The sequence below is a fragment of the Rhodococcus erythropolis R138 genome, from assembly GCF_000696675.2.
GTDB lineage: Bacteria > Actinomycetota > Actinomycetes > Mycobacteriales > Mycobacteriaceae > Rhodococcus_F > Rhodococcus_F erythropolis.
In genome coordinates this window covers 5,233,112-5,246,376 of sequence record NZ_CP007255.1, presented here as the reverse complement: position 1 = coordinate 5,246,376, position 13,265 = coordinate 5,233,112, and the positions used below count along the sequence as shown (strand labels likewise).

The following is a 13,265-nucleotide window of genomic DNA, read 5'->3' as shown; positions in this document are numbered from 1 at the left end:
CCGGTGATGCCCCGCCCGCTTCAGGTGGTGGGGCATCACCCATATCCCTCACTTCTCGAGAAGGAAAATCTATGTCTGTAGGTTCTGCACGTCGTGCAGTTGCAGGTTTGAGTGTGTTTGCTGTTGCTGCGGGTTTCGCGGCGGTTACGGGTCTCGGGGTTGCGGGAGCTGCGCCGGAGACACCGGGTTCGTTGACGTGGAATGCGAACAACTACGAATACACGCGGACGATCAGCAATGTGACTCCGTCCGAGGGCGAGACGATCACCGTGAAGACTGTGTTCAAGCGGAAGAACATCGTCGTGGATTACCTGTATGCGATCAAGGATGTTCATCCGACATGTCTGACGTACGTCGAGGGTTCGGCGAAGGTGAATGGTTCGACGCGGAGTGTCGAGTCCAAGGGTGCTGATTTTGTTCGTGTGAAGGGGTCACTGACAGAGTGGCCGCTGTACAACAACGACTCGAAGACTTTCGAGTTCAAGTACACGGTGGGCGCGGATTGTGCGCGTGAGGTGCCGTTGGATACTTCGGTGCATTACAACGCGTCAGTGACGAGTTCCGATTTCCAGAACAAGGGCCCGGCGGTGACGGTGTCGAAGAACATTTCGGCGACGACGCTGTCACCGGCCAGTGGCGTGAAGTTGGGACAACCTGTTCCGCTGAGTGCGACGGTGACCGGTGGTGCCGACGGTGATTCGGTGGAGTTCTTCGACGGTGCCACCAAGATCGGTGCGGGCGCGCTCGCCAATGGTGTTGCAACACTTGCCTGGACACCGGCTGACGTCCGAACCCACAGCGTGACGGCCAAGTACCTCGGAAATGCAAAGGTGGCGACCTCCACGTCGTCAGCTGTCGACGTCGTCGTGTCCGAAGCGCACAAGAGCACTGCAACCGCGATCACCGGTCCCGCAAGTGCAGTTGCAGGTGAGTCCGTGACCGTCGAGGCTACGGTGTCGCCTACTCCGGCGGGTGGCACGGTGCAGTTCAAAGACGGTGCAACCGACCTCGGCGGCGCCGTTACCGTCGATGCCAACGGCAAGGCGTCGCTGGCGAATTCCTATGCAGTCGGAGCGCATTCGATCGTGGCGGTGTACTCCGGTTCCGGTGTCTACCAGACTTCGACGTCGGCGCCCCATGCGCTGACAGTCGCTCCGGTGGTGGTCGAGGAGAACACAACGACCACACTCGTCGGCCCGTCGACGGCGTCGACCGGTGAGGCATTGTCGTTCACTGCCTCTGTCTCGACCGGTGTTGCAGGTGGCACCGTGCAGTTCAAGGAAAGTGGCAGGGATCTGGGCTCCCCGATTCCCGTGGACGCAACCGGAAAAGCGACAACCACGCCGATCTTCAACGTGGCGGGTGAGTACAGCATCACCGCAGTGTTCTCGGGTTCGGGTAACTACCTGGGCTCGACATCGAACGCCCAGACCGTGAACGTCAAGGCGCCGGCTCCCACCGACCAGCAGACCCAGACGGTCTTGACCGTTCCGGCGGATGCAAAAACCGGTACGGCAGTTGGTCTGTCCGTAACCGTCACGCCGACGCCGGTTGGCGGCACAGTGCAGTTCAAGGACGGCTCGGGCAATCTCGGCTCGCCGGTGCCGGTCGTCGAGGGCAAGGCGTCGATCATGCACGAGTTCGCGAGCGTCGGTACGCACGACATCACGGCCGTCTACTCGGGTGCAACAGGATTCCTCACCTCTACCTCGGCCGCTCACTCGGTTTCGGTCACGGCTCCGGCCGCGGAGGATCAGGAAACGTCCATCACCGTGAGCGCTCCGGCGTCAGCGGTCAAGGGCGCGAAGGTTGATCTCGTTGCGGCAGTGGCACCTACGCTCAGCGCAGGAACCGTTCAGTTCATGGACGGAACCACCCCGATCGGTGGACCGGTTGCGGTAGTGAACGGTAAGGCCACGCTCTCGCACACCTTCACCGAACTCGGAGATCGCCGAATCACCGCGGTGTTCAGCGGAACTGACGGCTACCTCGGTTCCGAGACCCAGGCCGCAGTTACCGTCAAGGTCACAGCAGAGCCCGACGGCGGCGATCCCGGCAACGGCGGCAGTTCGACAGGTTCGCTGGGAAGCCTGGAAAACATCTTCGGGTCCTAGCCCGACGCTTGCACACAGACGCCTCGCCGCGGAGACCTCCTCCGCGGCGAGGCGTTTCCCGTCTGCGAGTTCAGGGGTTCGGCGCTACGACATGCCATGGCACCGTCAGGATGCAGTCGCGAAGACGTCGTCGCGCGGGCTGCACGGGAATTCCTTGCGCCCGAAGAATTTCCAATGCGGCAGCCCAGCGGTGTCGAGGTCCGAACGAGGCGTGTGGCGCAGCGGTGGCCCAGGCTCGATCGGCCGCGCTGAGCAGCGCGTGGATCGGCTCACCTGGAACGTTGCGGTGAATGAGAGCCTTCGGGAGACGTTCCGCGATGTCGGAAGGACGCTCGATGTCGAAGGGGTCCCAGGCCAGTGTCAGGGTCAATGGACGATCGGCGTCGAGAAGCACCCAGGCGCAACGCCTTCCGAGCTCGTCGCAGGTTCCGTCGAGTAGCAGTCCGCCCGGGGCGAGGCCGGACTGAATGTGCGCCCACGCAGAGTCCACGGCGTCTTCCGGATACTGCCGGAGGACGTTGAAGGCGCGTACGAAAACGGGTGTGAGACCGGCCAGTTCGAATCCGCCACGGGCGAAGCTGACACCGTCACGACTCTCGACCACGCGGGCGGGGTCGATCTCGAGCCCGATGACGCGTCGATCCCGCCGGACAGCGGTGAGGCGGCTTGCCATCTCGAAGGTGGTGTCCGGCCTCGCCCCGTACCCGAGGTCGACGATCAACGGATCGGCCGCGTTGTTCAGGGCGTGCGCGATAGTGCGGTTGTGGACGATCCACCGGTCACTTCGTCGCAGTCTGTTGATCCCCGTCGTGCCACGGGTGATGACCCCCTCGATCTTCGGGGGTGGAGCCTTCTTCACGCCGGCTTCAGCGTGCGGCGAGCCAGGTCGCCGTGACCTGAGCTTCGGTGCGGAACAGATCGACGAGGTTGATGAGCATGAGCTGTTCCAACTTCGCGCCGATGAACGGTATGAAGACCTTCGCCTCGGACGTGGTTCGCAGCGTGGACCCGGTATCGGTCGCGAACAATTCCATGGTCCCGGACAGATTCCCCGGCCCGGCCGGGATGGACGCTTCGTACGTTCCGGTCACGGTGTCACCGAAGGCGCCGTACGACTCCTTGCGCGTGATGACCAGATCCTTCTTCATCACCGTCTGAGCAATGTCCGGCAAATCGGTGCGCGGAAGAATGTGGTGCAGTACGAGATCGATTCCGGAATCGGTGACCTCGAAATGTTCCACATGGTTCTCGGAATGCTTGCGCATCTCCTCGACGCGGGCCTCCCAGTACGAGCGGTCCGCCAGTGCCGCGTAGACCTGCTCGGGGGAGTGCTGATAGCGGGCGGAGTAGTCGATGCGGCGAGCCATGATCGGAAAGAATACCTGTTACGCGCTGTGACAAGCCAAATTGGCCGTATCCACAACTATCGCCGCCCGCAGAATTTTACTTCGCGATCCACTCCCGGGTGAAGTCCTGTTCGGCCTGGATGAGCCGGACAACCTCGTCGACGATCGCGCTTTCGATCTTTCCGCCGAGGAACGGGATCTTGACCTCGACCTCACCCTCGATCTCGAGAGTGGCGGAGTTCTCGTCGCCAGTCAGGACCTGCGTGCCCTCGATACGGGCGGGAACACCGTCGACGTGGGCGGAGAAGGTGCCAGTGGCCTTGCCGTCCTTGAAAGGAGCCATCGTCTCACTGCGCTTGATGACGATGTCGCCGTTGACGACCTTCGACACCATGCTCGGGAGATGCTCGGCAGCAATGATCTGCGACATCGTGACCGCGACGGTCTCGTCGCGAACGGTCAGCTCTTCGATCGCCGCGCCGGGACCACCGACAGCGACGATTCGGTCGCGCCAGTACTGCTCGGAGGTCACCGCCTCATGGACCTTCTCGGCGGGGACTGTGTACTTCGACGAATGCTCGATGCGACGGCTCACGATTGTGGAGGCTACCGTTTATCGATGTGTGGGACGTAACCATTGGCAGACGCGTCGTGGAATCAGGCGCTTTCGTGTCCGAGAACGTTGACTTGTCGGGATTGACGACGCTCCGAATCGGAGGACCGGCGCGGCTGCTCGCCGAATGCCCGACGACGCAGTCGTTGATCGACGTCGTGACGCTGCTCGATCGCGAGCAGATCCCGACGCTGATTCTCGCCGGCGGATCCAATCTCGTGATCTCGGACGCGGGATTCGACGGAGTTGTCGTTCGTGTGGCCAACACCACCGTGAGCCTCGACACGGACCGCGTCATTGCCGAAGCGGGCGCAGTGTGGGACGAAGTAGTCGGCCAATCCGTCGCCGCGGAACTGGGCGGCCTCGAATGCCTGTCCGGGATTCCGGGCTCGACCGGTGCGACGCCGGTGCAGAACGTCGGCGCGTACGGCGTCGAGGTGGGCTCGCGGCTCCGGCAGGTTCAATTGCTCGACCGACGCAGCGGCGAAGTGTCGTGGGTCGAACCGTCGAAACTCGAGTTGGGCTACCGGTCGAGTGTTCTCAAGCATTCCGATGCAGCAGTGGTTCTCGCCGTCGAATTCGATGCGTCGACCGACGGATTGAGCGCCCCGCTCGCGTACCGCGAACTGTTCACCGCACTCGGGGCCGAGGAAGGTGAGCGGTTGCCTGCGTCGCAGGTCCGCGAGGCGGTTCTGGGATTGCGGACCGGCAAGGCGATGGTGCTCGATCCGTACGACCACGACACGTGGAGCGCGGGTTCCTTCTTCACCAACCCCGTGGTGCCGGACGACAAGCTGCCCGCTGTGCTCGGAGCAATAACCGAACAGCTCGGAGACGTCACCGTGCCGCAGTTCCCGGGCAGTGGTGGAACCAAGCTCTCGGCCGGATGGTTGATCGAACGGGCCGGATTCTCGAAGGGTTATCCCGGTGAAGATGCACCGGCCAGGCTGTCGACGAAACACACCTTGGCGTTGACCAACAGAGGGTCGGCAACGAGCGCGGATGTGGTCTCGCTCGCGCGGACGGTTCGCGACGGCGTCGAAGCCGCGTTCGGTGTCCACCTTGAACCGGAACCGGTAACTGTGGGCTTCACCATCTGATTCCTGACGGAGCCCGCAGGTAGCCTGTTGAAGTGCATGAGCTGGGTGGTCGGAGAAGTCGTTCGCGTCTTGTTGCGTTGGTAGCTGTATTGCTCGCTGTGATGGTGGCCGCTGTCGGCTGCACGATCGGTGGCAAGGACGGACAGGGCGGTGCGGCGGCCGCCGAACCAGCACCTGTTGCGACCGTGGTGTCGACGCCGGCACCCGGTACCAAAGACGTCAGCCCGGTCGCGCCCGTCTCGGTTGCGGTGACCCAGGGAACACTGGCCGACGTCAATCTCAGCAACGCGGCCGGTAAGGCCGTCGCCGGACAACTCTCGCCTGACAAGACGACGTTCACCGTCAGTGAGGCACTCGGCTACGGCACCACGTATTCGTGGTCGGGCTCGGCAACCGGAACCGACGGCAAATCTGTGCCAGTGCAGGGGAGCTTTACGACGGTCGCCCCGGAGTCGACCACCGGCGCCACCCTCAACATCGCCGACGGCCAGGAAGTTGGTATCGCGGCACCGATCACGTTGCAGTTCGACAACTCCGTCGTCGACAAGGCGGCCGTCGAGAAGGCGCTTGTCGTGACCACCGTGCCGCCCACCGCCGGATCGTGGGCATGGCTGGCCGACGACAACGGCGGATCACGGGCCCATTGGCGACCGGCCGATTACTGGGTGCCGGGCACAACTGTCCATCTGGACGCCAAGCTCTACGGCTTGAACTACGGCGGTGGCGCGTACGGCGACCAGGATCTCACGCTCGACTTCACGATCGGTCGTAGCCAGATCGTGAAGGCGAACGCGCCGAGCCACCGCATGCAGGTGGTGCGAGACGGTCAGACGATCATGGACATTCCCGTCAGCTACGGCGAGGGAAACGAACCTCGAAACGTCACGCGCAGTGGCATTCACATGGTGACGGAGAAGTACGAAGACTTCATGATGTCCAATCCGCCGTTCTACGAGAACGTGCGTGAGCGTTGGGCGGTGCGCATCTCCAACAACGGCGAATTCATCCACGCCAATCCTGAGACCACCGGGGTACAGGGCTCGTCGAACGTCACGAACGGTTGCATCAACCTGTCGACATCCGACGCGCAGGAATACTTCGGAACCGCCCTCTACGGTGACCCCGTCGAGGTGACCGGCACGTCGATCGACCTGTCGCCTGCGGACGGCGACATCTACGACTGGGCGATCGATTTGCCGACCTGGAAGTCGATGTCTGCACTGGCGTAAGTCTCTACTGCTGTGAACCGAGAAATCCGTCGACGAGCGGAACCATCCGGGCGTTGCTTGCGTCAATACAGGTAAGCGCTGTCGGCTCGGGGGAGTCTGACGGGGATTTCGACGTGAGGGGGCAGCGGTGGGCATTCCATTTCTGGAAGATGTGCTTGGCAGGATCTCCGAAGCGACGCATGCCGTCCCGTCCGGCGTGGCGGCGTTGCCAGTTGTCGGCGCTCCCATCGCGAGCGCAGTCGCTACATCTGCTCTGGTGCAATCCGTAACCGACGACCGCGGCGCGTTCGACGACGAGATGGCTGTTGCGACCGCCGACGCCGATGCAGAGCGCGCACGAGCCTGGGGTGAGCGCGATGCCCTCACCGCCCAGACGTCATCGCTCGAGTACAGCGAACATGCAATCGTGGACGACGATCCTTTCGATGCGATGTCGCACTCCGAAATCTTCGACCACGTCAACGAGATGAATCCGGCAACCCTGAGTGCAATCGGTGAGGCCTGGAAGGCAATTGCCGGCCGGGTGGAATCTGGCATCGGGAAGTTCCAGAACGATGTGAACGGTGCAATCACCGAAGGCTGGCAGGGGCGCGGCGGCTCGGCTGCGTTGGAAGCAGTGCTGGCCTACTCGGCCGATGCGGGTGAGCTGAAGGTGCGGGTCGATCTGATCTCGAACAAGATCGAGGAGGCGAAGATCGCACTCGACGAGGCCAAACGCTCGATTCCGGCACCCGACGGCGCCTCGACGGTCGAGAGGTTTCTCAGCCTGGTTCCCGGGGCTACGTGGAAGCAGGCCCAATACGAAGCGGAAGAAGCCGAACGTCAAGCGCGCCAGGTGATGAAGGACGTGTATCTGCCGTACATGAAGCGTGCGGACGACCAGGTGCCGATCCTCCCGGCCGCTTTCAATCCGGTCACCGGCAATGGCGGGGCTGGAAGTGGCGGGGCTGGAAGTGGCGGGGCTGGAAGTGGCGGCGCATTCGGTGGTGGTGGTTCCGGCGGAGGTATGGCCTCGGGAACGGGGAACGGGCTCGGCGCGCCATCGGCGTCGGGTGGCGGAGTTGGTGGAGGAGTGGACGGTGGAAACTCCGGCGGTGCAAATCCGGCCGGAGACGGTTCCGGTCAGAACCCTTTAGGCCCCAATTCCGGAAATGGTGACAACCGTAGTGGTGTTGACACCCAAGGGAATTCCGGTGCCGACGCCGCCCGGTCCGCAAACGATTCCGGCCCGGCCGGGACCACCGCGGCACATGCCGGTCCACTGTCCGCCGGTGCAGCGCCGGATGGCCTTGCCCGTGCAACTCCGAATGGTGCTCAGCTCGGTTCCGGCGTGCCGTCAGGCCTGGTGGGTAGCGGTTCGGGTGGAGGTTCTGCCGGTGGAATCGGTACCGGCGGCTTCGGGCCAGGTGGAGCCCTCGGACCTGGAGGCCCTGGCGGCGGCGGTGGCCTCGCCGGTGGCGGACGTGGGGGAGTCAACGGAACTGGCGGTACTTCGGCGACGGGCGCGCAGAGTGGTCGGGGTGCGATGGGTGGCGTCGGCGGCATGGCACCGGGACGAGGGCAAGGGCAAGACGAAGACAACGTTCACGACACCCCCGGCTACCTCGTCACCGTCGAGAACGGTAACGCCCTGATCGGCGACCTACCCATGGTCTCCCCGGCGGTACTGGGCGAATGACCACCATGCAATGGCAGTTCACCGGCCTCGAATTCCAGATTCTCTGGGAAGCGGTCGGACGTGACCGACTCCCGTACCCGCTGCGGTTTCGTCCGGCGGCCGACACCATGATCGAGTTGACAGCGGCGCGACGTCGAGCGGGAGCGCACCTGTCTGCCGTGCTCGACGATCGGCTGCATCACGTTCTCGGTGCTCTTGCGAATCCTGATGCTCGTGTGGAGGTTTCCGGTTTCCATGGGCAGAAGATGAGTACGGTGACGCGATTGCACGGTGTTGTTGCCGGCGACCTGGGTGTGCTCCTGACTCAACTGCCCGGCAGGACTGTCGACTGTGGCTCCGACGTGGTTTTCACCGTCGCACGCCCATCGGCAATTCCACGGATGCTCGTCGATCACCTGCCGACCTGCCCCGCTGGATCGGAGCGTGGCCTGAACATCGAAAGGCCGAAAACTGCCGGGAGGCAGAGCTTTCTGAGCAGCGCAGCCGGTGCGCGCGGGAGCGAGGAAGTGAGCAGATTCTTCGGCCGAGAGCGGACCTCGATCGGTGAAGTCACCGCATACCCGGGAGGAGCCGTCGACAGCAGGCCGACAGACGACGGAATAACATTCCACTGGTACGACTATGCCGGCGACGGTCGGTACATCATCACCGCGGGTGAAACCGTGAGTGCCCGCGGCGCTTCCGCGGAAGTGACGGAGGCCGAGATTGCACGCAATCTCGACTCCGTCCTCCGTCAGTCGATTCGCCCGAGGCTCTAGCTGTTCGGTGCGATTCGAGCTAGCTGGTGGTGCGATGGAACCGACCGGGGCTTGCCTGATCCCGCGGCTTGACGATGATCTGATCGAGGTTCACGTGTGACGGCCGGGACGCGACAAACCCGATGATCTCGGCGATGTCCTGCGCTACCAACGGTGTGATTCCCTCGTACACCTTGTCGGCCTTGTCCTGATCGCCCTCGAACCGGACGAGTGAGAACTCCGTCTCGACGGCTCCCGGTGCGATTTCGGTCAGTCGAACGGGCTTACCCAACAGTTCACCGCGCAATGTCCGATGAAGGACGGCTTGAGCGTGTTTGGCGGTGGTGTAGCCCGAGCCGTTGTCGTATGCCTCCAGCGCGGCCACCGAGGTGATGGTCACGACCAGACCGTCACCCGAATCGATCAGCTTGGGCAGCAGTGCCTTCGTCACACGCAACGTGCCCAGGACATTGGTCTCCCACATCCACCGCCAGTCGTCCAGATCGGCGTCCAGGACCGTTGCCAGACCCTTTGCACCACCCGCGTTGTTGACCAACACGTCGACACGGGGGACCACGGCCGCGAACGCGTCGACGGAATCCTCGTCGGTGACGTCGAGTTCGAGAGCGGTACCACCGATTTCCTCGGCGATCTTCTCGAGACGATCGACGCGGCGAGCACCGATCACGACGTGGAATCCCTGAGCTGCCAGGGTGCGGGCGGTGGCCTCACCGATTCCGGAGCTGGCTCCGGTGACTACGGCGATGCGGGCATCGGAAGAAATGGTCATGATGCAATCGTAGGGCTAGTCGGCGGCATACTCTGCTTCCCGTTCGATGGATTCAATGTGACGACGCGGTACCTTGACCGGGCCAGGGGTGTAGGTGACGGCGCGCAGCGCCCCGCTGTACCGGAATGGTCCGTGGCGTCGTCGTACTTCCCACGACACAGGTCCTCTGGCGTCGACCCCGACCGAGATGCCGGTCCACGGCGCCATCCCGACCAGTTGTACTTGCCCGAGCAGTTGGCCCGCGTGAATGCCGTCGACGCTGACGTGGAGATCCCAACGCAACCGCGGTAACACCGCCACGGACACGTCGATTCGTTTGGTGCCGACCGGCAATGGCCCCGCATCGACCACGGAGTAGGAACCGAAGGCGTTGTATCCGAGATGCAGGTTGCCGTCCTCGACGTAGAGAAGATATCCACCTTGTGGATCCCCATGGGCGACAAGGACGCCGGCGTCGCCTTCGCGGTAACCGTCGAGTTCGATCGTGATGTCGAAGTCACGGAACCCGATCAGTTTGGATGAGCGGTAGCGCTCCAGCGGGGGCGTTCCCGCAAGTAGTCGCACCGGGCGTGAGAGTGCCTCTTCCTCCGGACGGCGAACCGCGCCGACGGTATTGCCCAGTAGAGGAAACACGGTGTTCGCCCACGCCGAGTGATCCCAGGCCTCGGCGAGTTCGCGAACCTTGTCGGGAAACCGTGATGCGAGGTCGTCGAGCTCGGTCGGGTCGGCTCGGACGTCGAACAATTGCCAGTGCGGTTTGTCGATGTCAGCGGGAGCGAGCGCCAGCAGTTTCCATCCGTCCTTGTAGTAGCCGCGGATTCCGGTCACCTCGGTGTACTGCTCGGTGTGGGTACTCGGAGCGGTGGGTGAACGCAGAACCGGCGCGCTCGACACACCGTCGAACTCCTTGACCGGCAGCCCGTTTCGCACGGTGGGGGTTTCGATTCCGGCCAGTTCGAGAAGCGTCGGCGTCAGGTCGGTGACATACGCGAACTGGTCGCGGATCCCGTTGTCGCCCGCTTCGGGTTTCAATCCCGCGGGCCAGGACAGGAGGAAGGGAACACGGATCCCGCCGGCAAAGGATTGCCCTTTGTAGAACCGGAAGGGGGTGTTGGACGTCTGCCCCCATCCACGTGGATAGTGCACGCCCAATTCAGGTCCGCCGATGAGGGATTCGTCGTGTGGGACATCGCCCACCCAGTCCGGATCCTGAATATGTGCGAACTGCGCGAAGTAGCTTCGAGTCCCGTCCGAACCGCCCTCGGCGGTGCCGCCGTTGTCCGAGGTGAAGACGATGATCGTGTTGTCGAGTTCGCCCAGTTCGTCCAGGGTGTCGACGATGCGTCCGACGCTCTGATCGATCGAGTCGACCATCGCCGCGTACACCTCCATGTAGCGGGCGAACCGAGACTGCACCTCCGGCGTGAGCGAATCCCATTCGGGCACGTCGAATCCGGGTTCGGAGTTACGCGGTGCCTGTCGTGTCCCCTCCGGAAAGAGTCCCTGCAGTAGCTGAGAGGCGAACCGCGACTCGCGGATTCGATCCCAGCCCTCGTCGTAGCGACCGCGGTATTTCGCCTGATCGGCGGGCTTGGCCTGTAAGGGTCCGTGCATGGCGACGTGTGCGAAGTAGAGAAAGAACGGCTTGTCCTGATCGTGGGCGCGAAGGTCCTTGATGTACCCGACGGCCTTGTCGGTCAGATCGTCGGTGAGGTAGTAGCCCTCGGGATACTCGTCGACGTCGACCACAGAATTGTCGGAGATCAATTGATTGGGATAATAGAAGGAATTGAGTCCTTCGAGTGAGCCGTAGTAGCGATCGAATCCACGCTGTGTCGGCCAGGAATCACGACTTCGTCCTGGGGCGAGGTTTGCGTCGCGCACGAGATGCCACTTGCCCACCGCATAGGTCGCATAGCCTGCGCCGCGGAGGATTTCGGGGAGTGTCTGGACGTCGTCGGCCAATTCCAGACGCAGTCCGGGGTATCCCGGATCGGCGTTGGCAACAAATCCGTACCCGGCGCGGTGCGGATTGAGGCCGGTGAGAAGCGCGGCGCGCGACGGCGAGCAGAGGGGCGTCGTGTGATAGTTGGTCATTCGAATGCCCTGCGAGGCAAGGTGGTCGAGGGTGGGAGTCTCGATCTCGGAGCCGAACGGTCCGATGTCGCTGTATCCCATGTCGTCGATCAGAACCACGACGATGTTGGGTGATCCGAGAGGCGGGGTCGTGGCTGTGGGCCACGCCGGGGTCGAATCGGCTGCGGTGCGGCCGATTCGACCCTCGAAGCCTTCGTAACCGCGCGCGTGCGGCGGAAGGGCGGAATCTGCGTGAGTCATGAGTTGTTCGAGGCACCTTCTGCCGCAACTGCACCTTCGATAACCGAATACTCGGAAGCGTCGCCGGCGATACTGCGGCTTCGTTCCCCATGGATGTTGACCGGGATGTCGCCGGCAAGTGTGATGCGCTCCAGACGCCGGTACTGGTCGTCGTAGTCTGCGATCGCGTAATGCTGGGTGGCCCGGTTGTCCCAGATCGCGACGTCACCCGCTTCCCAGTTCCAGCGCGTCGTGTACTCGAGCTTGATGGCGTGATCCTGCAAGAGCTTGAACACACCGTTCGACTGTTCGGTGCTCAACCCGACGAAGTTCTTGACAAAATGTCCGAGGACGAGCGTGCGTTCTCCGGTTTCGGGGTGGACACGCACCACAGGGTGCTCCGTCTCGAAGTACGTGGACTGGAACTCCTCGCGGTAGGCGGACGTGCGATCTTCGGTGAGACGCTCGGCGCTGGTGGCCGCGTAATCGTAGACGTTCGTGTGGCGAGCCCAGAGGTTCTCCGCGAGCGCCTTGAGTGGATCCGGCAGTCCGTTGTACGCGGCTACCCCTGACGCCCACGTCGTGGAACCGCCGTATTCGGGTAGCTGCACCGCGCGCAGGATCGAAGCTTTGGGGATGCGATCGACGAAGGTGACGTCGGTGTGCCAACTGTTGGCCTTGCCCAGGTCCGAATCGATGGGCAGAACTTTTGCGCCGTGCGACTTCACCGTGGGGTGGGCAGTGGTCGGGGTGCCCAACAGCTGGGCGAACTCGTACTGCGAATCGTTGTCGAGGTGGTTCTGTCCGCGGAAGAAGATCACCTTGTGTTCGAGAAGCGCCTGTCGGATGAGTGAGATCGTCGCCGGATCGAGGTGCTCGCCGAGAGTGATTCCGTCGATTCGGGCGCCGATATGCGCGCCGAGGGGGGTGACAGTGCCGCGAGCGGCGCCGGCAGCCGCCCCGTTCGTTGATGCCGCGTCCGTGAGGGTTGGCTTGGCGAAAGCTGTAGACATGGTGCACCTTTCGTGGGGAGTGCACCCACCCAAACACGCGAGAATCCGCCTCGACAGGGTTGTGGTCAGTGTGATCGTTACCGCACCTGATTTGTGAATCTCGGTGAAGCTGCTACTTTTGGAGCCATGTCGACCGACCAGCCTGCCGCTTTGCGGGTCACCTATGTGACCGCTGCGCTTGGTTCGCGTCTGCCCTTGGCGCGAGAGCTGTGTTGTCGCCGCCGTTCTTTCTGCAGCTAATTTCTGCGCCTTTCCTGTCTTTCTCTTCGCTTGACCAGCGCAAAAGCTGATTTCGCGGTCGACAGAGATATGCGCCTTCTCCTCCTTCT

The 13,265-nt window shown here is 63.1% G+C and carries 11 protein-coding genes; 5 read left to right on the top strand and 6 right to left on the bottom strand.

Features of this window, described 5'->3' with window-relative positions:
* Positions 1-71: 71 nt before the first annotated feature.
* The gene (locus H351_RS24015; RefSeq protein ID WP_029254826.1) at positions 72-2,114 is read left to right on the top strand and encodes an Ig-like domain-containing protein; all 2,043 of its coding nucleotides are present in this window, start codon (positions 72-74) and stop codon (positions 2,112-2,114) included.
* 70 nt (positions 2,115-2,184) lie between these two features.
* Here the strand turns inward: H351_RS24015 and H351_RS24010 are convergent, their stop codons facing one another.
* The 3 genes from H351_RS24010 to H351_RS24000 form a co-directional block, all read right to left on the bottom strand.
* Positions 2,185-2,973, bottom strand: coding sequence for a hypothetical protein (locus H351_RS24010; RefSeq protein ID WP_020968914.1), 789 nt, complete (start codon positions 2,971-2,973; stop codon positions 2,185-2,187).
* Between the two features lie 7 nt (positions 2,974-2,980).
* Positions 2,981-3,481 carry a DUF2505 domain-containing protein gene (locus H351_RS24005; RefSeq protein ID WP_019744409.1) on the bottom strand — a complete coding sequence of 167 codons (501 nt, stop codon included), beginning with the start codon at positions 3,479-3,481 and terminating at the stop codon, positions 2,981-2,983.
* A gap of 76 nt (positions 3,482-3,557) precedes the next feature.
* Positions 3,558-4,055: a DUF2505 domain-containing protein gene (locus H351_RS24000; RefSeq protein WP_019744408.1), complete on the bottom strand. Its 498-nt coding sequence runs from the start codon at positions 4,053-4,055 to the stop codon at positions 3,558-3,560.
* A 74-nt stretch (positions 4,056-4,129) separates the two neighbouring features.
* On the opposite strand from H351_RS24000, the gene H351_RS23995 reads away from it, so the two are divergent.
* From H351_RS23995 to H351_RS23980, 4 genes are all read left to right on the top strand, one after another.
* Positions 4,130-5,173: a UDP-N-acetylmuramate dehydrogenase gene (locus H351_RS23995; protein ID WP_020906754.1), complete on the top strand. Its 1,044-nt coding sequence runs from the start codon at positions 4,130-4,132 to the stop codon at positions 5,171-5,173.
* A 32-nt stretch (positions 5,174-5,205) separates the two neighbouring features.
* Positions 5,206-6,402 (top strand): L,D-transpeptidase, encoded by a 1,197-nt coding sequence (locus H351_RS23990; RefSeq protein ID WP_029254827.1) that lies wholly within the window; start codon positions 5,206-5,208, stop codon positions 6,400-6,402.
* Positions 6,403-6,529: 127 nt separating this feature from the next.
* On the top strand, positions 6,530-8,080 hold the full coding sequence (locus tag H351_RS23985; RefSeq protein ID WP_029254828.1) for a hypothetical protein: 1,551 nt from the start codon (positions 6,530-6,532) through the stop codon (positions 8,078-8,080).
* A complete protein-coding gene (locus tag H351_RS23980; protein WP_029254829.1) occupies positions 8,077-8,838 on the top strand; it encodes an ESX secretion-associated protein EspG in 762 nt (253 codons plus the stop codon). Before H351_RS23985 ends, H351_RS23980 begins: the two co-directional genes overlap by 4 nt.
* Positions 8,839-8,857: 19 nt before the next feature.
* Here the strand turns inward: H351_RS23980 and H351_RS23975 are convergent, their stop codons facing one another.
* The 3 genes from H351_RS23975 to H351_RS23965 are packed head-to-tail and all read right to left on the bottom strand — an operon-like array spanning position 8,858 to position 12,936.
* Positions 8,858-9,607, bottom strand: coding sequence for an SDR family NAD(P)-dependent oxidoreductase (locus H351_RS23975; protein WP_003942076.1), 750 nt, complete (start codon positions 9,605-9,607; stop codon positions 8,858-8,860).
* 15 nt (positions 9,608-9,622) lie between these two features.
* A complete protein-coding gene (locus H351_RS23970) occupies positions 9,623-11,944 on the bottom strand; it encodes an arylsulfatase (protein WP_029254830.1) in 2,322 nt (773 codons plus the stop codon).
* A complete protein-coding gene (locus H351_RS23965) occupies positions 11,941-12,936 on the bottom strand; it encodes a TauD/TfdA dioxygenase family protein (RefSeq protein WP_029254831.1) in 996 nt (331 codons plus the stop codon). The genes H351_RS23970 and H351_RS23965 overlap by 4 nt, the downstream gene beginning before the upstream one ends.
* Positions 12,937-13,265: the final 329 nt, after the last annotated feature.

Excerpts from the sequence above, each read along its gene's own strand:
- H351_RS24015 (WP_029254826.1), top strand. The coding sequence starts at position 72 with ATGTCTGTAGGTTCTGCACGTCGTGCAGTTGCAGGTTTGAGTGTGTTT.
- H351_RS24005 (WP_019744409.1), bottom strand. The coding sequence starts at position 3,481 with ATGGCTCGCCGCATCGACTACTCCGCCCGCTATCAGCACTCCCCCGAG.
- H351_RS23980 (WP_029254829.1), top strand. The coding sequence starts at position 8,077 with ATGACCACCATGCAATGGCAGTTCACCGGCCTCGAATTCCAGATTCTC.
- H351_RS23975 (WP_003942076.1), bottom strand. The coding sequence starts at position 9,607 with ATGACCATTTCTTCCGATGCCCGCATCGCCGTAGTCACCGGAGCCAGC.
- H351_RS23970 (WP_029254830.1), bottom strand. The coding sequence starts at position 11,944 with ATGACTCACGCAGATTCCGCCCTTCCGCCGCACGCGCGCGGTTACGAA.
- H351_RS23965 (WP_029254831.1), bottom strand. The coding sequence starts at position 12,936 with ATGTCTACAGCTTTCGCCAAGCCAACCCTCACGGACGCGGCATCAACG.